Origin of the sequence: uncultured Sulfitobacter sp., from assembly GCF_964021855.1 — a bacterium.
Lineage (GTDB): Bacteria > Pseudomonadota > Alphaproteobacteria > Rhodobacterales > Rhodobacteraceae > Sulfitobacter.
Window position 1 is genome coordinate 352,194 of the sequence record NZ_CAXHZD010000002.1, and the last position, 17,829, is coordinate 370,022.

Annotated in this window: 20 protein-coding genes; 5 read left to right on the forward strand and 15 right to left on the reverse strand. The window is 57.1% G+C overall.

The genetic code is table 11. The features are described from left to right. Positions 1-36: 36 nt before the first annotated feature. Positions 37-543 (reverse strand): DUF992 domain-containing protein, encoded by a 507-nt coding sequence (locus AADJ11_RS08000; protein ID WP_341233999.1) that lies wholly within the window; start codon positions 541-543, stop codon positions 37-39. Positions 544-743: 200 nt separating this feature from the next. Beyond that, the gene (locus tag AADJ11_RS08005) at positions 744-2,366 is read right to left on the reverse strand and encodes an AMP-binding protein (RefSeq protein ID WP_341234000.1); all 1,623 of its coding nucleotides are present in this window, start codon (positions 2,364-2,366) and stop codon (positions 744-746) included. 133 nt (positions 2,367-2,499) lie between these two features. On the opposite strand from AADJ11_RS08005, the gene AADJ11_RS08010 reads away from it, so the two are divergent. Further along, positions 2,500-3,156: a sulfotransferase family 2 domain-containing protein gene (locus tag AADJ11_RS08010; RefSeq protein WP_341234001.1), complete on the forward strand. Its 657-nt coding sequence runs from the start codon at positions 2,500-2,502 to the stop codon at positions 3,154-3,156. Between the two features lie 83 nt (positions 3,157-3,239). Here the strand turns inward: AADJ11_RS08010 and AADJ11_RS08015 are convergent, their stop codons facing one another. From AADJ11_RS08015 to AADJ11_RS08050, 8 genes are all read right to left on the reverse strand, one after another. Next, positions 3,240-5,441, reverse strand: a complete 2,202-nt coding sequence (locus AADJ11_RS08015; protein ID WP_341234002.1) for a 3-hydroxyacyl-CoA dehydrogenase NAD-binding domain-containing protein — start codon at positions 5,439-5,441, stop codon at positions 3,240-3,242. Positions 5,442-5,466: 25 nt separating this feature from the next. Beyond that, positions 5,467-5,766: an acetyl-CoA acetyltransferase gene (locus tag AADJ11_RS08020; RefSeq protein WP_341234003.1), complete on the reverse strand. Its 300-nt coding sequence runs from the start codon at positions 5,764-5,766 to the stop codon at positions 5,467-5,469. Continuing rightward, complete coding sequence (locus tag AADJ11_RS08025) at positions 5,766-6,977, reverse strand: acetyl-CoA C-acetyltransferase (protein ID WP_341234004.1); 1,212 nt, start codon at positions 6,975-6,977, stop codon at positions 5,766-5,768. Before AADJ11_RS08025 ends, AADJ11_RS08020 begins: the two co-directional genes overlap by 1 nt. A gap of 18 nt (positions 6,978-6,995) precedes the next feature. Next, entirely contained in the window at positions 6,996-7,634 is a 639-nt protein-coding gene (locus AADJ11_RS08030) for a glutathione S-transferase (protein WP_341234005.1), read from the reverse strand. A 292-nt stretch (positions 7,635-7,926) separates the two neighbouring features. Further along, a complete protein-coding gene (locus AADJ11_RS08035; protein WP_176250467.1) occupies positions 7,927-8,139 on the reverse strand; it encodes a hypothetical protein in 213 nt (70 codons plus the stop codon). Positions 8,140-8,189: 50 nt separating this feature from the next. After that, positions 8,190-9,971: an acyl-CoA dehydrogenase C-terminal domain-containing protein gene (locus AADJ11_RS08040; RefSeq protein ID WP_341234006.1), complete on the reverse strand. Its 1,782-nt coding sequence runs from the start codon at positions 9,969-9,971 to the stop codon at positions 8,190-8,192. A gap of 43 nt (positions 9,972-10,014) precedes the next feature. Beyond that, positions 10,015-10,416: a MerR family DNA-binding transcriptional regulator gene (locus AADJ11_RS08045; protein ID WP_341234007.1), complete on the reverse strand. Its 402-nt coding sequence runs from the start codon at positions 10,414-10,416 to the stop codon at positions 10,015-10,017. 295 nt (positions 10,417-10,711) lie between these two features. After that, a complete protein-coding gene (locus AADJ11_RS08050; protein ID WP_341234008.1) occupies positions 10,712-11,086 on the reverse strand; it encodes a MerR family DNA-binding transcriptional regulator in 375 nt (124 codons plus the stop codon). A 118-nt stretch (positions 11,087-11,204) separates the two neighbouring features. Between AADJ11_RS08050 and AADJ11_RS08055 the strand changes: the two genes are divergently transcribed. Genes AADJ11_RS08055 through AADJ11_RS08065 form a run of 3 tightly spaced genes read left to right on the forward strand, consistent with a single transcriptional unit; the run spans position 11,205 to position 13,493 of the window. Continuing rightward, the gene (locus tag AADJ11_RS08055) at positions 11,205-11,627 is read left to right on the forward strand and encodes a PaaI family thioesterase (RefSeq protein ID WP_341234009.1); all 423 of its coding nucleotides are present in this window, start codon (positions 11,205-11,207) and stop codon (positions 11,625-11,627) included. Then, positions 11,624-12,136, forward strand: coding sequence for a PaaI family thioesterase (locus AADJ11_RS08060; protein WP_341234010.1), 513 nt, complete (start codon positions 11,624-11,626; stop codon positions 12,134-12,136). Before AADJ11_RS08055 ends, AADJ11_RS08060 begins: the two co-directional genes overlap by 4 nt. A 58-nt stretch (positions 12,137-12,194) precedes the next feature. Continuing rightward, the gene (locus AADJ11_RS08065) at positions 12,195-13,493 is read left to right on the forward strand and encodes an MATE family efflux transporter (protein WP_341234477.1); all 1,299 of its coding nucleotides are present in this window, start codon (positions 12,195-12,197) and stop codon (positions 13,491-13,493) included. Positions 13,494-13,541: 48 nt separating this feature from the next. Here AADJ11_RS08065 and arsC read toward each other — a convergent pair whose 3' ends face one another. Genes arsC through AADJ11_RS08085 form a run of 4 tightly spaced genes read right to left on the reverse strand, consistent with a single transcriptional unit; the run spans position 13,542 to position 15,698 of the window. Further along, complete coding sequence (gene arsC / locus AADJ11_RS08070; protein ID WP_341234011.1) at positions 13,542-13,889, reverse strand: arsenate reductase (glutaredoxin); 348 nt, start codon at positions 13,887-13,889, stop codon at positions 13,542-13,544. Continuing rightward, a complete protein-coding gene (locus AADJ11_RS08075) occupies positions 13,886-14,929 on the reverse strand; it encodes a quinone-dependent dihydroorotate dehydrogenase (protein ID WP_341234012.1) in 1,044 nt (347 codons plus the stop codon). Before AADJ11_RS08075 ends, arsC begins: the two co-directional genes overlap by 4 nt. After that, complete coding sequence (locus AADJ11_RS08080; RefSeq protein ID WP_341234013.1) at positions 14,926-15,357, reverse strand: DUF1330 domain-containing protein; 432 nt, start codon at positions 15,355-15,357, stop codon at positions 14,926-14,928. Before AADJ11_RS08080 ends, AADJ11_RS08075 begins: the two co-directional genes overlap by 4 nt. After that, a complete protein-coding gene (locus AADJ11_RS08085) occupies positions 15,354-15,698 on the reverse strand; it encodes a DUF952 domain-containing protein (protein WP_341234014.1) in 345 nt (114 codons plus the stop codon). The genes AADJ11_RS08080 and AADJ11_RS08085 overlap by 4 nt, the downstream gene beginning before the upstream one ends. 165 nt (positions 15,699-15,863) lie before the next feature. On the opposite strand from AADJ11_RS08085, the gene AADJ11_RS08090 reads away from it, so the two are divergent. Further along, positions 15,864-17,420 (forward strand): bifunctional metallophosphatase/5'-nucleotidase, encoded by a 1,557-nt coding sequence (locus AADJ11_RS08090; protein WP_341234015.1) that lies wholly within the window; start codon positions 15,864-15,866, stop codon positions 17,418-17,420. Between the two features lie 78 nt (positions 17,421-17,498). Here AADJ11_RS08090 and AADJ11_RS08095 read toward each other — a convergent pair whose 3' ends face one another. Beyond that, entirely contained in the window at positions 17,499-17,807 is a 309-nt protein-coding gene (locus AADJ11_RS08095; RefSeq protein WP_341234016.1) for a winged helix-turn-helix domain-containing protein, read from the reverse strand. Positions 17,808-17,829 lie beyond the last annotated feature (22 nt).

Sequence of the window (17,829 nt, forward strand, 5' to 3'; positions counted from 1 at the left end):
CGACGCCACCCTTTTCTCTTAACATTTCCGAAGGGTTTAGCCTTCGACGCGTGTCAGGTTGATCTCGCCCACACCTACAGCAAGGTTTATGCCGTTTTGCGTGTTCACGCTTACTGGCTGCAGGGCCAATGTGTTTTCCGAACCACCGGTCATGACGTTTGCACCAAGGCCGACACCGAATGTCACTTCGGCAGATACGCCTTTGTACGAGCCGTTCAGGCCACCTTCGCTATACTCGGATTCAGTTGGTGCAAGAACAAGCCAAGACATCTGGCCGTTTTGCGTCTCGCCGATATCCAGACCCCAGCGGTTGATCTCGCCGACATATTTTTCGTCTGCTTGACCTTCTTCAACGGGGTTAAAGATACAGGTCAGTTCGCGGCTTGAGCCCACGATGAAACCGCTGCCGTCGCCAACATCGCAGCTTAGCGATCCGACCTCTGTATGATCCACTGTTTCGTTATCCGCAGCCAAGGCCGCGCCGCCAAACATCGTGCCAGCCAAGATTGCAGTGCTTAGGGTGAATTTCGAAATCCGTGTCATGTTATTCGCTTTCCGTCACTCGTTAAAGTGTCTGTTACTGAGTTATCAGGCAGCGAACTGTCGTCCGCGAGCGCCCTTCGTTACAGGGAGACAACGAGCGCGATCGCCGTTTGTTCCAAGGAATTTCAAACAGGTCTATGGGAACGGCGACCACTTGGGCCCGGCCGAACAGTGCATTGCTGTGATACGCAGACCAATCGCTAAAGCGTGGCTGCTTTCTTGCGCAGTTCGAATTTCTGGATTTTGCCAGTCGATGTCTTTGGCAGCTCTTGGAACACGACCTTTTTGGGGGCTTTGAACCCTGCCAAGGTTTCGCGTGCAAAGGCGATCATCGCAGCCTCGTCCCCGGTTTGGCCGGGTTTCAGCTCAACAAAAGCGCAAGGCACCTCGCCCCATTTGTCATCGGGTTTGGCAACAACGGCGGCAAGGTTCACATCCGGATGCCCCATCAGCACGCCTTCGATCTCGACCGAGGATATGTTTTCACCGCCCGAGATGATGATATCCTTGGCGCGATCAGCGATCTGCATATAGCCGTTCGGATGCTGCACCGCCAAATCACCTGAATGGAAATAGCCGCCTTCAAACGCATCTTTCGTGGCTTCGGGGTTCTTGAAATACCCTTTCATCACGGAATTCCCACGGATCATAATCTCGCCCTGTGTCGCCCCGTCTTTGGTGACTTGGGTCATATCGGGGTTCAATACGGTGATGTCCTCCATCATTGGCATCGGCACGCCTTGGCGGGCTTTCACGGCTGCGCGGTCTTCGCCTTGCAATGCGTCCCACTCAGCGCTCCACAGGCATTCGGTGACATGGCCATAGGTTTCGGTCAGGCCGTAAACTTGGGTGACGTTGAACCCCAACGCCTCAATCTTGCTTAGGGTCGCGGGGGCGGGGGGCGCACCGGCGGTAAAGACTTCGACAACATGATCGAACGCACTGCGTTCAGCGTCGGGCGCGTTAACAATCATGTTCAACACAATCGGCGCGCCGCCGAAATGGGTCACCCCTTCGCCTGCAATCGCGTCATAGATGGCGCTGGCAGTGATGTCGCGACAACAGACCAAGGTGCCGCCCAGCAGGGGCATCATCCACGCATGGTTCCAGCCGTTACAATGGAACAGCGGCACAATCTGCATAAAGACCGGACGCATCACCATACGCCAGCTGACAACGGTGCCCATCGTCATCAAATACGCGCCGCGGTGATGGTAAACGACGCCCTTGGGCCGGCCCGTGGTACCGGACGTATAGTTCAAGGCAAGGCTTTCCCATTCGTCTTGCGGCATGACCCAAGCATAGGCGGGATCGCCCTTGGCCAGCAGATCATCATAGGTCGGGTGCCGTCCGGTCGCGGGAAAACCGGCATGGGCGTCCGGGACTTCGATCAGGGTCGGCGGCGTGTCTAGTGCGGCACAGGCGGCTTCGGCTAAGTCGATAAACTGGGTATCAACCAGCGCGACCTTAGCCTCACCATGGTCAAGGATATAGGCGACGGTATCGACGTCCAAACGGGTGTTGATGGTGTTCAAGACGGCCCCGCAGGCGGGCACGCCGAAATGCGCCTCGGCTTGGGCAGGGATATTGGGCAAAATGGTCGATACCACGTCGCCGGGCAACACGCCCATATCCGCCAGCGCCGATGCCAAGCGGCTGCATCTGGCGTGATACTCGGCATAGGTCGTGCGGTGCGAACCATAGGAAACGGCCACAACATCCGGGAACACATGGGCCGCGCGTTGCAGGTGCGACAGCGGGCTAAGCGGCACATAATTGGCGCGGCACTTTTCCAATCCGTCTTCGTTTGTCATCCAACCCATGATGTATCCTTTGGCCTTGCGGTTTTTCTGCTTGAGTATTGCGCCAGTTGCGTAAAGTTAAAAGTATGAAACACAGCCAACCAAAAGATGATGTCGCACAACGCGCCGCGATAGGCGCGCAAAGGCCCGTGCAATGATCATCAGCCGTGGCCGCAATTACATCTTTGTGCACATCCCCAAAACCGGTGGCACGTCGCTGGCGCTGGCGTTGGAAGGGCGCGCGATGAAGGATGACATCATGCTGGGCGACACGCCCAAGGCGTTAAATCGCCGGAAGCGGATGAAGGATGTACCCGCGGCAGGACGACGGTGGAAGCATTCGACGCTGGCCGATATCGAAGGGGTGGTGACGCGCGACGAGATTGCGCAGATGTTCTGTTTCACCTTGGTGCGCAACCCGTGGGACCGGATCGTAAGCTATTATCACTGGCTACGCGGGCAGTCCTTTGATCACCCCATGGTCCGGCTTGCGCAACAAAGCAGTTTCGCCGCATTCCTTGAAACACCCGCGTTACAAGCCAGCCTGCAAAACGCCCCATATGGCAGCTATCTGCAAGACGGCGCGGGGGATGATCAGGGTAATCTGTTCATCCGGCTTGAGCATTTTACGCAAGACGCCCAGCCCCTTTTTGATCATCTGGGGTTCGAATTAACGCTGCCGAATGAAAATGCCTCTGACCGCGATGCCGCGTACCAAAGCTATTATACGGACGCGCTTTCGCAGATCGTTGCACGGATTTGTGCCGCCGATATTTCGCGGTTTGGCTACCGCTTCGAGGACGCGCATTAGCCCCAGCCAGCGAACCAGTACGATAGATGCAAAAACGGCCAGCAGTCACCTGCTGGCCGTATGTGTTTTAGATGTGCTGCCGATCAGGCGGCTTTGGCATCCGGTCCGAAGCGGCCATAGAATGTCTGACCTTTGTCTGCCATCTCGCGCAGCAGGGCAGGGCATTCGAAACGATCGCCAAACTTGGCCTGCAGCTGGTCACAACGTTCGGCGGCATAAGGTGCGCCGATGATGTCGAGCCAGCTGAACGGACCACCGGACCAAGGCGCAAAGCCCCAACCAAGGATCGCGCCAACATCGCCTTCGCGGATGTCTTCCAACACGCCTTCTTCCAACGCGCGCACAGCTTCAAGCACTTGAACGAACATCAGACGGTCCTGCACATCGCGCAGATCGGGCTGTTCGTCGGCCAGCGGGAACTTGTCGTGCATGCCCTTCCAATAACCCTGACGCTTGCCTTTCTCATCATAGTCAAAGAACCCAGCCTTGGCTTTGCGGCCCAGACGGCCCAGATCTTCCATCCAGAAAATCAGATCGTCGGCTTGGGACGCAGGATAGGCATTGCCCATCGCAGCTTTGGTCGCGCGGGCAATCTTGGCACCCAGATCAATGGAGGTTTCGTCGGTCAGTTGCACGGGCCCAACGGGGAAGCCCAGCAATTGCGCCGCGTGATCCACCAGCTGGGGTGCGACACCTTCGGTGATCATCCGTGCACCTTCGTTGGCATAAGGGATGATGCAGCGGTTGGCATAGAAGAACCGCGCGTCGTTCACCACGATGGGCGTCTTACGGATCTGGCGCACGTAATCGAGCGATTTGGCTACGGCACGATCACCGGTTTCCTTGCCTTTGATGATCTCGACCAGCAGCATTTTCTCAACAGGAGAGAAGAAGTGGATACCGATGAACTGATCCGCGCGTGAGGACGCTTTGGCCAGTTCCGTGATCGGCAGGGTCGAGGTGTTGGAGGCGAAAATGCAATCCTCGGGGATCACAGCTTCGACCTTTTTGGTCATCTCGGCCTTGACGGCAGGGTCTTCGAACACCGCTTCGATAATCAGATCGCAGCCTTTCAACGCGTCCAGATCGGTGGTCGCGGTGATCAGGTCCAAAGCGGCCTGCTTTTTCTCTTCGGTGGATTTGCGACGTGCAATGCCCTTGTCAAAGAAGCTGGCGGAATAGGCTTTGCCCTTGTCTGCCGCTTCTTGGGTTTGGTCGATCAGGACCACCTCGATACCGGCCTGAACCGATACCAGCGTGATGCCTGCACCCATCATGCCAGCGCCCAATACGCCCAGCTTTTTGACGCGTTGATCTGGCACACCTTCGGGGCGCACAGCGCCTTTTTCCAAGGCTTCCTTGTTCAGGAACAGCGACTGGATCATGGCGGATGACGATGGGTTCATCAGGATGTTGGTGAACCAGCGGGCTTCGATTTTCAGCGCAGTATCAAACGGGACCAATGCACCCTCATAGACGGCACTCAGCAACGCTTTGGCGGCAGGGAATGCGCCTTGGGTCTTGCCGTTGACCATCGCGTTGGCACCGACAAACGTCATAAAACCAGCGGGGTGATAGGGCGCGCCGCCGGGCATTTTATAGCCCTTGGCATCCCATGGTTTCAGGATGTCCGCGTCTTTTGCGTTCAATACCCACTCTTTCGCGGCGGCAACCGGATCGGCTACAACCTCGTCGATCAAGCCCGCAGATTTCGCCGCAGCAGGGGCAACCATCTTGCCTTCAAGCAAGAAGGGCGAGGCACCCATCGCGCCCAGCTTGCGTGTCAGACGGGTTGTGCCGCCCGCACCCGGGAAAATGCCAACCATGATTTCTGGCAGGCCAATGCGGGCCTTAGGATTGTCAGCGACGAAAATGCGATGTGTGGCCAGTGGCAGTTCCAGACCAATACCGGCAGCCGTGCCGGGCAGGGCCGACGCAATCGGTTTGCCGCCTTTATTGGTCTTTGGGTCCATACCAGCACGTTCGATTTTGCGCAGCAGGGCATGCATTTTCATGGTGCCGTCGAACAGGCCTTGGGCCGGATCGTCGCCCGCGTCTTCGCGCATTTTGGCCAGCAGGTTCAGGTCCATACCGCCCGCAAACGATCCTGCCTTGCCGGATGTGACAACGGCACCCTTGATGCTGTCGTCGGACAAAACGGTGTCGATGATCGCGTCCAGTTCGGACAGCCCTTCGATCGACATGACGTTCATGGATTTACCGGGGACGTCCCAGGTGATGATGGCGACGCCGTCGGCGTCCTTGGTCATTGTGAAATCGGTCATTTATCTCTCCCTGATTTGGAGTGTGTTACGAGCGCTGAGGTGTGTAATCAGCGAATTTTTCAAGCAGTGATCTGATCAAAGCAATCGTGGCCTCTGGGCCATCGGCGCAATCCTCTTCGCTTAGCAATATCCGTTTGAAGTCGTTGAAACTCTCGCGGTCAAAGCTGTCGCTGGGATCATTGCGATGCTTAAAGAACAGCGGCGGCGTGTTCTGATACAGGCGCACATAGGCCCCGCCGCGTTCTTCCTTGATCTTCAGATCTTTCAGCCCACGTCTTGTCGCCAATTCGGCGACAGCGTGGAACGGATGGGGTTGATCGCCCATTAGACCCGCTCGATTATTGTGGCGGCACCCATGCCGGATGCGATGCAAAGCGTGGCCATGCCGACTTCTTTGTCGGACCGCTCAAGCTCGTCCAGCAATGCGCCGATAATCATGGCACCGGTCGCACCCAAGGGGTGACCCATCGCGATGGACCCGCCGTTGACGTTCACCTTGCTGTCGTCGACGTCAAACGCTTGCATGAAGCGCATAACAACGGCAGCGAATGCTTCGTTAACCTCGAACAGATCGATGTCGCTGATCTTCATGCCGTTGTCGGCAAGGATTTTCTCGGTCACGGGCACGGGGCCGGTCAGCATGATCGTTGGATCGGTGCCGATCTTGGCTGTGGCGCGGATACGGGCGCGTGGCTTAAGGCCGTATTTCTCGCCGAATTCCTTGTTGCCGATCAGCACAGCCGCCGCACCATCAACAATACCCGAGGAGTTACCCGCGTGATGGATGTGGTTGATTTTCTCAAGATGCGGATACTTCATCAGTGCGATCTTGTCGAAACCGGGCATGACTTCGCCCATCTGCTGAAACGCAGGGTTCAACGACCCAAGCGACTGCATGTCGGTTTGGGGGCGCATGTATTCATCATGGCTCAGGATCGACAGGCCGTTCTGATCCTTGATGTCGATGACGGATTTGGCAAAGCGGCCTTCGTCCCATGCCATTTTTGCGCGTTGCTGGGATTTAACGGCCAGCTGGTCGGCTTCTTCGCGGGTGAAACCGTATTCGGTGGCAATAATGTCCGCCGAAATACCCTGCGGCACGAAATACTTTTCCATTGCCAATGTTGGGTCAACGGCAATCGCGGCGCCATCGCTGCCCATCGGCACGCGGCCCATCATCTCAACACCGCCCGCGATATAGGCCATGCCGGCCCCGCCTTTGATTTGGTTTGCGGCGAGGTTAACGGCCTCCATACCGGACGCGCAGAAGCGGTTGATCGCAAGGCCCGGAATGCGTTCGTCCAGATCGGACGCCAATACGGCAGAGCGCGCAAGACAACCGCCCTGTTCCATCACTTGGGTCACGTTGCCCCAGATCACGTCCTCGACCGCGTGACCTTCAAGGTTATTGCGGTCTTTCAGGGCGTTCAGTGTCAGCGCGGACAGGCGCAGCGATGTCAGCTCGTGCAGCGCGCCGTCTTTGCGGCCCTTGCCGCGCGGGGTGCGCAATGCGTCATAAATATAGGCTTCGGTCATTAGGTGTCTCCCTTTAAGTCAAGCGCGGTCAGCGGGGCTGCCGGGCATCAGGTCATACGGGGCTTTCCAGCCCGGTGTTTCGCTCAGACGCGTGAGCCACGCGTCGATATTGGGCCAATCCTTGCGGTTGAAGCCGAAAGGTTCGGGGTAATAGAGGTAGCCGCAGCAGCTCAGATCGGCGTTGGTGATCCCATCGCCCACGATCCAGTCGCGCCCCTCAAGATGATCGTTAAGCACGGCATAAGCAGCGGTCAGACGCCCCTGCATAAAGCCGATGACCTCTTTGGGTTGCTTGTCTGCGGGTAGGAAATTCATCAGAAAACGGGTCATGCCGGCAATTGAGCTAAGCTTGTGATTGTCCCACAGAACCCACCGCAGAATTTCGCGGCGTTCCGTGGAATCTTTGCCGCCAAACTTGCCGGATTTTTCGGACACGTAGTCTTGGATCACGCCGGATTGGGTCAGGCGGACATCGCCGTCGATCATCACAGGTGCTTCGCCCATCACATTTGTGGTGTTGCGATAGTCCGGCGTGCGCGTTTCACCGCCAAAGAAATCGACTTTGACCGGCTCCCAGGCAAGGCCTGACAGTTCCAGCGCAAGGGCTGCTTTGTAAGCGTTTCCGCTTTCTCCGAAGCAATGCAATTTGATGGTCATTTGAACCTCCCTAAGGTCGTTTTCTGTCTCTCTGGTCGACGTGGGGGTTTCACACCCCCACACCCCCGTGGAGTTTATTTGGCAAAATGAAATCAAAAGGTTTCAATTTTAATATCTTCTTAGTGGCTATCTTTTATCAAACAGACGCGCCGCAGGCTGGAGAGCTGAGCAGCGTGCAAAGTGAAACCCTGTCTCTTTCTTGGTTTAAACTAAGGTTGAGGCAGGGCCTTGCCGCCCGTTTCATTTTGCCAAGTAAACTCTCCCCGAAGGGTCGGTATCATCCTTTTTGCCGTTATTTTTTACGATCATCTATTTCGGCGTTAAAGAGCCGTAGGCGTGCTGTCAGATTTTCCTCGTTCATCACACTGTTGAAGTTTTCAAACAGAAACGACAGCGCTTCGCCTTCATCCAATCCCGCCTCGGCCGAGAATTTTTTGAGCCGTCTATAGCCGTCTTCGGTCATGGCGACGGGGAAACGGCGGGTAAGGCGAAAGCGTTTGGGCATCGGGAACCTTTCAAAAAGCATGAGGTGGGGTTGCCCCCACCTCGGGTAGCTTAGAAGTTTGCCGCGTCCAGCGCCATCACCGTATCCGCGCCGGTTTGGATGCGGGTCAGGTGCAGGGCGGTAGCGGGCAATTGGCGCGCCATGTAGTAGCGGCCCGTGGCCAGTTTGGTCTCATAGAAGGCGGCGTCGCCTGTGCCTTCTGCAAGCGCCTTTTTCGCGGCCAGACCCATTTTCGCCCACATGTAGCCCAAGCATACTTGGCCAAACATGTGCATGAAGTCAGTAGAGCCAGCCAAGGCGTTGTTGGGGTTTTTCATGCCGTTTTGCATGAAATACATGCCAGCGGCCTGCAGGTCCTTGCTGGCGGCTTTCAGTGGCTCAAGATAGGCCGCGTCGAATTCGGCATCTTGGCCTGCGTTTTCCTTGATAAAGGTTTTGAGCATATCAAAGAACGCCATCACGTGCTTGCCGCCGTCTTGCGCCAGTTTGCGGCCCACAAGGTCAAGCGCTTGAACGCCATTGGCCCCTTCATAGATCATTGCAATACGGGCATCGCGGGTGAACTGGGACATGCCCCATTCTTCGATATAGCCGTGGCCACCATAAACCTGCTGCGCCTTTACCGTCATGTCATAGCCGACATCGGTCAAGAAGCCCTTGATCACCGGCGTCATCAGGGACACCAGCCCGTCGGCGTCTTTATCGTTTGACCGGTGTGCGGCGTCGATCAGGTTTGCACCCCAGAGGATGAAGGCGCGTGCACCTTCGACAAAGGATTTTTGATCCATCAGGCTGCGGCGGATATCGGGGTGAACAATCAGCGGATCAGCCGGACCATTGGGGTTTTCGGTCCCTGTCACGGCACGGCCTTGCAGGCGGTCCTTGGCGTAGTCCAGCGCGTTTTGGTAAGCCACGTCGGCTTGGGCCAACCCTTGCATGCCAACGCCAACGCGGGCTTCGTTCATCATGGTGAACATGGCGCGCATGCCTTTATGCTCTTCCCCCAGCAGATAGCCGACAGCGCCATCATAGTTCATGACACAGGTGGAGTTGCCGTGGATGCCCATTTTCTCTTCGATGGAACCTACGGAAAGGCTGTTGCGATCACCAAGCGAGCCGTCTTCGTTGACCATAAACTTGGGAACGATGAACAGCGACACGCCTTTGATGCCTTCGGGGCCGCCTTCGATTTTGGCGAGCACAAGGTGGATAATGTTATCGGCCATGTCGTGATCGCCGGAGGAGATAAAGATTTTCTGGCCGGAGATTTTATAGCTGCCGTCTTCTTGGGGGGCTGCTTTGGTGCGCATCAAGCCCAGATCGGTGCCGCAATGCGGTTCGGTCAGGTTCATTGTACCGGTCCATTCACACGATACCATGTTCGGCAAGTAGGTGTCCTTTTGCGCATCCGACCCGTGGGCCAGAATTGCAGAGGCCGCGCCGTGGGTCAGGCCCTGATACATGGTGAATGCTTGGTTGGAGGCCGAGAACATCTCGCCCACGGCAGTGCCCATGACGTAGGGCATGTTTTGACCGCCGTATTGTTCTGGCATGTCCAGACCGGGCCAGCCGCCTTCTTTGACCTTGGCAAAGGCGTCTTTAAAACCGGTTGGCGTATAGATCACGCCATTTTCCAGACGGCAGCCTTCTTTGTCGCCCACGGCGTTCAGCGGGGCCAGCACTTCCGAGGTCAGCTTGCCAGCTTCCTCAAGAATAGCCGAGGTGAAATCGGCCTCAAGCTCGTCATAGCCTGGGATGGTCTGCTCGGTGACCTTTAGCACGTCGTGAAGTACGAATTGCATGTCTTTGATGGGGGCTGTGTAGCTAGGCATGTTGGTTTCTCCCTTGGGCGGATGTCTGAGTATCTGTTGCTGTTTATTCTGCCGCTTTGCGCGGGCTGTTGATTGAGGCGATCATCTTTTCACCCCATTTTAACTGGTTGCGCAAATCGTCGATGGCTTCGTTAATTTCGTCGCGCTGTGCCTCAAGATCGGCCAACCGATCGCGGGCGATGTCATAGGTGCGGGCCAGTTGTGTCTGTTGCTGGTCACCCATGTGATACAGGTCAAGCAACTGACGGATTTCTTCCAGGCTAAAGCCAAAGCGCTTGCCGCGGATGATCAGTTTCAACCGCGCGCGGTCGCGTTTGGTGAAAAGACGTTTTTGCCCGTGGCGTTCGGGAAACAACAGTTCCTTCGCCTCGTAAAAGCGCAATGTTCGCGGGGTCACATCAAATGTGTCGCACATCTCGCGGATGGTCATTGTTGTGGTGTTCATCTGTCGCTGCCACTCTCGCATCATAGGTCGTTCGAGACCGATTTGGGGGTTTCGAGGACGCATTACAACAGACAGTGTGGTTGACGTAGTAGTACGTCACGTCACTTTTAAGTTTACCTAAGGTAAATTAACGTCAACTTTTAAAATGATCGTCAAAAGGCCCACCGGTGTAGAGTATTTCACACGGGTGCGCATGTTTTGCGACAGAAATATCGGGCGGATTTGAGAGAGCTAGTACGGATGCTGCTGGCATGATACCGGTGCTAAGGGGCGACGCCTTCACCGGTGTTGCTGGCTACATGTCTTTTAGGGCATCTGCCGTGTCATCGCGCAGACGTTGCAGTTCGTCTATTGCGTCATCAAGTTGGGCACGTTGGTCTGCCAGTTCTAGCAATTGCCGGTCGGCGCTGACGACCCATGCGCGCATTTGTGCCTCGGTGCCTTCTTTTTCATAGATCAGCAACCACTGGCGGATGCCTTCCAGAGAGTAGCCGAATTTGCGGCCCCGCATGATCAATTTCATACGTGCAATTTCCCGTGGTCCATAGCTGCGGGACCGGCCATCGCGTTCGGGATGCAGCAATTCGATATACTCGTAATACCGCAAGGTACGCGGCGTTACATCGAACTCGGCACACATCTCCTTAAAGGTCAGGCGTTTCTCGGACATTGCTTTCTCCTTGGTTCGGGAAACTAAGCGCAAGCTGAGGCGAGCGCAACAGGCGGGGTTGCTCTTTGCGACGCGGATGGTTGATATATGCGCAAGGTTTATGAAAAGGGACTGACAAATGTCAGACAAAGCACGGATCGCCGGACAATTCATCTCAGCTTTGCCCTTTAGCGAGGCGCTGAACATGTCCCTCGAGGACCTAAGCGATGGCGTTGCGGTTATTTCGATGCCGTACGATTCCAAGCTTGTCGGGGACCCGCGCACAGGGGTTATCCATGGCGGGGCGGTATCGGCGCTGATGGACACCTGCTGTGGCGCTGCGGTGATGAGCCATCCCAGCAACCCCGGTGGCACCGCGACGATTGACCTGCGTATCGAATATTTGCGGGCGGCCAAACCGGGCCAAAAAATCACCACGCGCGCAGAATGCTATCACGTCACACGGTCCGTCGCCTTTGTGCGCGCGACTGCCCATGACGAGGAAGACGGAAGCCCGGTGGCAACGGCCACAGGCAGTTTTGTAGTAGAGGGTAAACGATGAGCGGACGTACCAAGCCAGAGACCGTTCAGGTCATCAAAAAGCGCCGTGACGGGGCATTGAATGCGTTGGTCAGTGGCGTGCCCTATATCAATTTTCTGGGCATTGAATTTGATCGTCGCGGGGATGAGTTAACTGCGATTTTGCCGTTTTCGGAAAAGCTGATCGGGAACCCGATCATCAAAGCCATTCACGGCGGGGCCACCGCGTCGTTTCTTGAGGTGACATCGATTATCACCCTCAGCTGGAGCTACCTTTGGGAAGACCTTGAATCCGGTGCGCTGGACGTCGACAAGATGGACAGCGAACATATGCCGCGCTTGCCAAAGACCATTGATTTCACCGTTGATTATCTGCGCTCTGGTTTGCCGCGCGACGCCTATGCACGGGCCACCATTAACCGGTCCGGGCGGCGCTATGCATCGGTTCATGTCGAGGCGTGGCAAGACAACCGTGCCAAACTGTTCGCGCAGGCGACAGGGCATTTCCTGATGCCGCACAATCGTGGCTGATCCCACGTCGCCTGCCGATGATCCTGTAGGTGTTTCGGGTAAAGCCGATGCACGCGCGGTGGTGACCCATCGGCGGGTTCTGAACATTGCCATTCCGATTGTGATTTCCAATGCAACGGTCCCGATCCTGGGGGCTGTGGACACGGGTGTTGTGGGGCAGATGGGCCTTGCGGCTCCCATCGGTGCGGTTGGCATCGGTGCCATTATTCTGTCAGCGCTGTACTGGATATTCGGGTTTCTACGGATGGGGACCGTCGGGCTGACGGCCCAAGCCGCCGGTCATGGCGACGATGCCGAGGTCGCGGCGCTACTGACTCGTGGCTTGCTGATCGGCGGGGTGGCAGGGCTGGTCGTTATCCTGCTGCAGATCCCGCTATTCTGGGCGTCCTTTCAGGTGTCCCCCGCCAGTGCAGAGGTGGAAGGTCTTGCCCGCTCGTACATGCAGATCCGCATCTGGTCGGCCCCTGCTGCGATTGCGATTTATGCCATCACCGGCTGGCTGATTGCCCAAGAACGCACCCGTGCGGTGCTGGTCATTCAGGTCTGGATGAACGGGCTGAACATCCTGCTGGACCTGTGGTTTGTTCTGGGGCTCGACTGGGGCGTCGAAGGGGTGGCCTTGGCCACGTTCCTTGCGGAATGGACGGGGGCCGCCTTGGGCCTTTGGTTCTGTCGCGCGGCCTTTGCCGTGCCAGCATGGCGCGATTGGCCGCAGGTGTTTGATGGCCCTCGCTGGGTTAATATGACGAAGATCAACGGGGATATCCTGATCCGGTCATTGCTGCTGCAAGCGATCTTTATCTCGTTCCTGTTCCTCGGATCAGGCCTTGGCGATGTAAAGCTGGCGGCCAATCAGGTGTTGCTACAATTCTTGATGATCACCTCATATGCGCTGGATGGCTTTGCCTTTGCAGCCGAGGCGCTGGTCGGGAATGCCATGGGCCGCAAGCAACGCGACATCTTGCGGCGCAGTGCGCTGCTGACCAGCGGTTGGGGCTTGCTGGCCTGCGTACTAATGACGGTCGGATTTGCGCTTGGCGGGGGCGCGGTCATTAAACTGATGACGACGGCCCCCTTGGTCCGGGCCGAGGCATTGGCGTTTCTACCCTACGTCATAGCGGTGCCGGTTCTGGGCTGGGCGTCATGGATGCTGGACGGGATTTTCATCGGGGCCACGCGATCGCGGGACATGCGCAACATGATGGTGGTTTCATTCGCCGTATATTGCGTTTGCGTGGCGGCTTTGCTGCCTATGCTGGGCAATCACGGGCTGTGGATTTCGCTGTTGATCAGCTTTGTCGCGCGCGGCGTGACGCTTGGGCTGCGCTATCCGGCGCTTGAGCGGGCCGCGGGGTAGCGCGTTTTCTTTGAAAGAAACGGTCCGGAATTTTTGAAAAATTCCGTCTCAGCCCGCTAGCAAAGCATTTACCGCTTCCGGCGGGCGGCCCATTACGGCTTTACCGCCCTTAAAGACGATAGGGCGCTCAATCAGGATTGGGTTGTCGGCCATGGCTTGCAGCAGAACCGCATCCTCACTGTCTTTGCTCAGCCCCAATTCTTTGAACCTTGCCTCGCCCTTGCGCATCATCTCGATGGGGCGCAGGCCAAGCGCGGTGGCTGCCGCTTTCAGCTCTGCCAGTGTGGGCGGGCTGTCCAAGTAGCGCCGAACGGTGACCTCAGCCGCAGCGGCCTCGATCAGCGCCAAGGTCTGGCGCGACTTTGAGCAGCGCGGGTTGTGCCATATAGTGATCACAGCCAGTCCTCGCGTTTGGTGCCCACGGCCTCCGCCACTGATGCAAAGCCGTCGCGGGCCAGCAGATGATCCAAGCCCCGCGCGATATCAGCGGCAAGCGACAGGCCGCCGTAAACCAAGGCGGTGTAAAGCTGAACGGCCGATGCGCCTGCGCAAATCTTGGCATAGGCATCTTGGGCCGATCCGATACCGCCCACACCGACCAGAGGGATATCGGTCAATGTCGATAACCGCGCCAAGACGCGGGTTGATTTCTCGAACAACGGCGCACCCGAAAGCCCGCCCATTTCATCGCGGTGCGGGCTGTGTAATCCGGCGCGGTCTAGGGTCGTGTTCGTCGCAATGATCGCAGCGACACCGGCCTGATTGGCCACGTCGGCGACATCCGCGATTTCGGCTTCGGTCAGGTCAGGCGCGATCTTCAGGAACACGGGTGTTGATCCGCGCACGTCCATCACGCCTGCCAAAAGTGCGGCCAGCGCTGCCTTGCCCTGCAAGTCGCGCAGCTTTTCGGTGTTGGGGGATGACACATTGACCGTCGCAAAATCTACATGATCGCGGGCTTGCTCCATCACGCGCGCGAAATCGGCGGCGCGGTCTGTGCTGGTTTTATTGGCCCCAAGGTTCAGACCGACGGGAATGCCGGGCGCGCGGTCGCGCAGACGTGCGCAAATCGCGTCCATCCCTTCGTTGTTGAACCCGAAACGGTTGATCGCGGCACGGTCTTCGGTCAGGCGAAACAGGCGGGGTTTGTCATTTCCGGGCTGGGGCAGGGGCGTGGCGGCGCCGACCTCGATAAACCCAAAGCCCGCTTTTGACAGCGGCGCAATCGCGGTCGCGTTTTTATCAAATCCGGCTGCCAGCCCCACGGGGTTGGGCAGCGCCATTCCGGCTAATGTGGTTTTCAGCCGGTCCGAGGTGACAGGCCCCGGCATAGGTGCCAGCCCCATCCGCAAGGCCGAGATGGCGAGGCCATGCGCCGCCTCTGGGTCAATCTGGCGCAGGGCGCGCAGGCCGATGGTTTCCGCGAAGCGTTTCATGCAAATTCATCCGTTATGGGCAGCGGTCCGCTGCGGATCAGCCGCGAGGTGATGACAGCGGCCTGACGGTGGACCACGGCCTGCTTGTAGCGGGGGTCTGTTATCATTTGCAAAAATGCATGGGCGTTGGGATAGTGGGCGATAAACATGATATCCCATGCTTCATCGCTGGGGCCGATCAACGTCGCCTCGAACTGACCGCGCCAGATGATGGACCCACCAACGTCAGCCAACACAGGGCCGCTTGCGGCACCGTAGTTCTTATAGGCTTCGCCACCGCTCAGCCCCTCGCCCGATAGCGCATGATCGCTTGGGTAATCGGCAACATCGCGCAATCGGACAAGGTTGAGCATGTTCAAAGGCGTGTCGCGGTCCAGCCCTTTAAAGGCATCAAATTGCGCGCGGTCAGGATCCAGATAATCGGTCACGCTGTTTCAAACCCCGCCGGAAATTGATGTGCGCCGTCGTGCAGGGGTAAAGGTTGCGCCCAAGCGACGTCGGACAATAAAAGATCGCGGTAGAGATGGGGGAATTCGGCACCGCCGCGCGACACCTCCCATTTCAGGGCGTCACCCAACCGGTCCGTTTCCACGGCAAGCAGGAATAAGCCTTCCTCGCCCGCGAAATGTTTCGCTGCCGTTTCGGCGGCTTGAGACGCGGTTGAGAAATGGACATAGCCATCGGCCACGTCAATCGGTGCGCCTTGGGTCTTGCCCGCGTTGCGCAGTGTTTGCCATTCGTCGCTACGAAAGATTTTGTATATCAACATGGATGCCGTGATGCCTTGGTGGCGGCAAACGGTCAAGACCTGTGCAGGATAGGGTGTCTTGTGCGCCTTGACCTTGGGGCAAGCCATGGTTGGTGCAAATGATCTTTGACAGATGGCAAGACGGAGGCCACGATACAGCATAATTACAACTCTAAGGGGACCACCATGAAACGATTCCTGACCGCCACCGCCGCGCTTGCTTTGACAGCGGGTGTTGCGCAGGCCGATTACAATCTGACCATTCTGCACACCAATGACTTTCACGCCCGGTTTGAGCCGATCAGCAAATATGATGGCCCGTGTTCATCAGATGACAACGCCGAGGGCAAATGCTTTGGCGGTACGGCCCGTTTGGTCAACGCGATCAAAGATGCCAAGGCGCGGACCAACAACTACATTCTGGTAGATGGCGGCGACCAGTTCCAAGGCTCGCTGTTCTATACCTATTACAAAGGCCAGATGGCCGCCGAGATGATGAACAAGCTGGGTTATGATGGCATGACCGTTGGCAACCACGAATTCGATGACGGCCCAGAAGTGCTGGCCGGATTTATGGACGCGCTTGAATTCCCGATCCTGATGTCCAACGCCGATATTTCCGCTGAACCGCTTTTGGCGGGTAAGCTGGCAAAATCAGCAGTGCTTGAGCGCGGCGGCGAGAAAATCGGCCTGATTGGTCTGACGACCGAAGATACGAGCGAACTGGCCAGCCCCGGTGAAAACGTGATCTTTACCGATTCCGTCGCAGCCGTGCAGGGCGAAGTCGATATGCTGACCGCACAAGGCGTGAACAAGATCATCGTGCTCAGCCACTCCGGCTATAGGGTCGATCAGATGGTCGCGGCAAACACCACCGGTGTTGATGTGATCGTGGGCGGGCATTCGAACACGTTGTTGTCCAACTCCAACGACCGTGCCGAAGGGGCGTACCCCACGATGGTCAACGAAACGGCCATCGTGCAGGCCTATGCCTATGGTAAATATCTGGGCGAATTGAACGTCACCTTTGATGACGACGGCAACCTAATAGAAGCATCAGGTGAACCTGTGTTGATCGACGCGGCTGTTGTCGAAGACGAAAGCACCGTGGCGCGCATCGCTGAATTGGCGCAGCCGCTGGATGAGATTCGCAACAAGGTCGTGGCCGAAACATCCGAGATGATCGAAGGTGATCGTTCCGTTTGCCGCGTTATGGAATGCGCAATGGGCAACCTGATCGCCGACGCGATGCTGGCCCGTGTGGCCGACCAAGGCGTGCAAATCGCGTTCCAGAACAGCGGTGGTATCCGGTCCTCGATCGACGCGGGCGAGGTTACTATGGGCGAAGTGCTGACGGTGCTGCCGTTCCAGAACACGCTGTCCACGTTCCAGGTGACGGGTGCGACCGTAATCGAGGCGCTTGAAAACGGCGTAAGCCAGATCGAGGAGGTCGCAGGCCGTTTCCCACAAGTTGCGGGCATGACCTATGCCGTTGATGCAAAAGCCGAAGTTGGCAGCCGCATCAGCGACGTGATGGTCGCAGGCGAACCGATTGATCCGGCCAAGGTCTACGGCGTTGTGTCCAACAACTACGTGCGCAATGGCGGCGATGGCTATGCGATGTTCAAGACAGCCGAAAACGCCTATGACTACGGCCCGGATGTTGCAGATGTCACGGCTGAATTTATCGCGGCGAACGGGGCCTACACGCCCTATGTCGATGGTCGCATCACGCTGAAATAATATAGTCTACACAAGTTTAAAGGCGCGCCATTTCGCGATGGCGCGCCTTTTTTTTGTGGGCGTTTCTGCCCCCTATGCTCAGGCTGAAAGCTCTGCCCGCAGCCACAGCAGATAGTCGTCGATACCTGCCTCATCCCGTTTACAATACGACCATTTCTGGTGCTTCTGAACCGTGATGAAACCGGCCTGTTTTAATAGGTCTAAATGCCTGCTGGCGGTTGGTTGCGCGACAGATAGCGCCTCTGCGATCAGTGTCATGCAAACGCCAAATTCCACAGGATCCGCCGACCACTGATCTCCAAAATGCTGCTGCGGCTCTGACAGCAGACGCAGGATTTTCATCCGCGTCTCACTCGCCATCGCTTTTATCTGTATTGATCTATTCATTTCACCATCATATCGTAAGTTA

What these genes read in the sequence shown, in the direction of transcription:
- AADJ11_RS08000 (WP_341233999.1), bottom strand. Translation starts at nt 543, where the DNA reads ATGACACGGATTTCGAAATTCACCCTAAGCACTGCAATCTTGGCTGGC.
- AADJ11_RS08005 (WP_341234000.1), bottom strand. Translation starts at nt 2,366, where the DNA reads ATGGGTTGGATGACAAACGAAGACGGATTGGAAAAGTGCCGCGCCAAT.
- AADJ11_RS08010 (WP_341234001.1), top strand. Translation starts at nt 2,500, where the DNA reads ATGATCATCAGCCGTGGCCGCAATTACATCTTTGTGCACATCCCCAAA.
- AADJ11_RS08015 (WP_341234002.1), bottom strand. Translation starts at nt 5,441, where the DNA reads ATGACCGATTTCACAATGACCAAGGACGCCGACGGCGTCGCCATCATC.
- AADJ11_RS08020 (WP_341234003.1), bottom strand. Translation starts at nt 5,766, where the DNA reads ATGGGCGATCAACCCCATCCGTTCCACGCTGTCGCCGAATTGGCGACA.
- AADJ11_RS08025 (WP_341234004.1), bottom strand. Translation starts at nt 6,977, where the DNA reads ATGACCGAAGCCTATATTTATGACGCATTGCGCACCCCGCGCGGCAAG.
- AADJ11_RS08030 (WP_341234005.1), bottom strand. Translation starts at nt 7,634, where the DNA reads ATGACCATCAAATTGCATTGCTTCGGAGAAAGCGGAAACGCTTACAAA.
- AADJ11_RS08035 (WP_176250467.1), bottom strand. Translation starts at nt 8,139, where the DNA reads ATGCCCAAACGCTTTCGCCTTACCCGCCGTTTCCCCGTCGCCATGACC.
- AADJ11_RS08040 (WP_341234006.1), bottom strand. Translation starts at nt 9,971, where the DNA reads ATGCCTAGCTACACAGCCCCCATCAAAGACATGCAATTCGTACTTCAC.
- AADJ11_RS08045 (WP_341234007.1), bottom strand. Translation starts at nt 10,416, where the DNA reads ATGAACACCACAACAATGACCATCCGCGAGATGTGCGACACATTTGAT.
- AADJ11_RS08050 (WP_341234008.1), bottom strand. Translation starts at nt 11,086, where the DNA reads ATGTCCGAGAAACGCCTGACCTTTAAGGAGATGTGTGCCGAGTTCGAT.
- AADJ11_RS08055 (WP_341234009.1), top strand. Translation starts at nt 11,205, where the DNA reads ATGTCAGACAAAGCACGGATCGCCGGACAATTCATCTCAGCTTTGCCC.
- AADJ11_RS08060 (WP_341234010.1), top strand. Translation starts at nt 11,624, where the DNA reads ATGAGCGGACGTACCAAGCCAGAGACCGTTCAGGTCATCAAAAAGCGC.
- AADJ11_RS08075 (WP_341234012.1), bottom strand. Translation starts at nt 14,929, where the DNA reads ATGAAACGCTTCGCGGAAACCATCGGCCTGCGCGCCCTGCGCCAGATT.
- AADJ11_RS08085 (WP_341234014.1), bottom strand. Translation starts at nt 15,698, where the DNA reads ATGTTGATATACAAAATCTTTCGTAGCGACGAATGGCAAACACTGCGC.
- AADJ11_RS08090 (WP_341234015.1), top strand. Translation starts at nt 15,864, where the DNA reads ATGAAACGATTCCTGACCGCCACCGCCGCGCTTGCTTTGACAGCGGGT.
- AADJ11_RS08095 (WP_341234016.1), bottom strand. Translation starts at nt 17,807, where the DNA reads ATGAATAGATCAATACAGATAAAAGCGATGGCGAGTGAGACGCGGATG.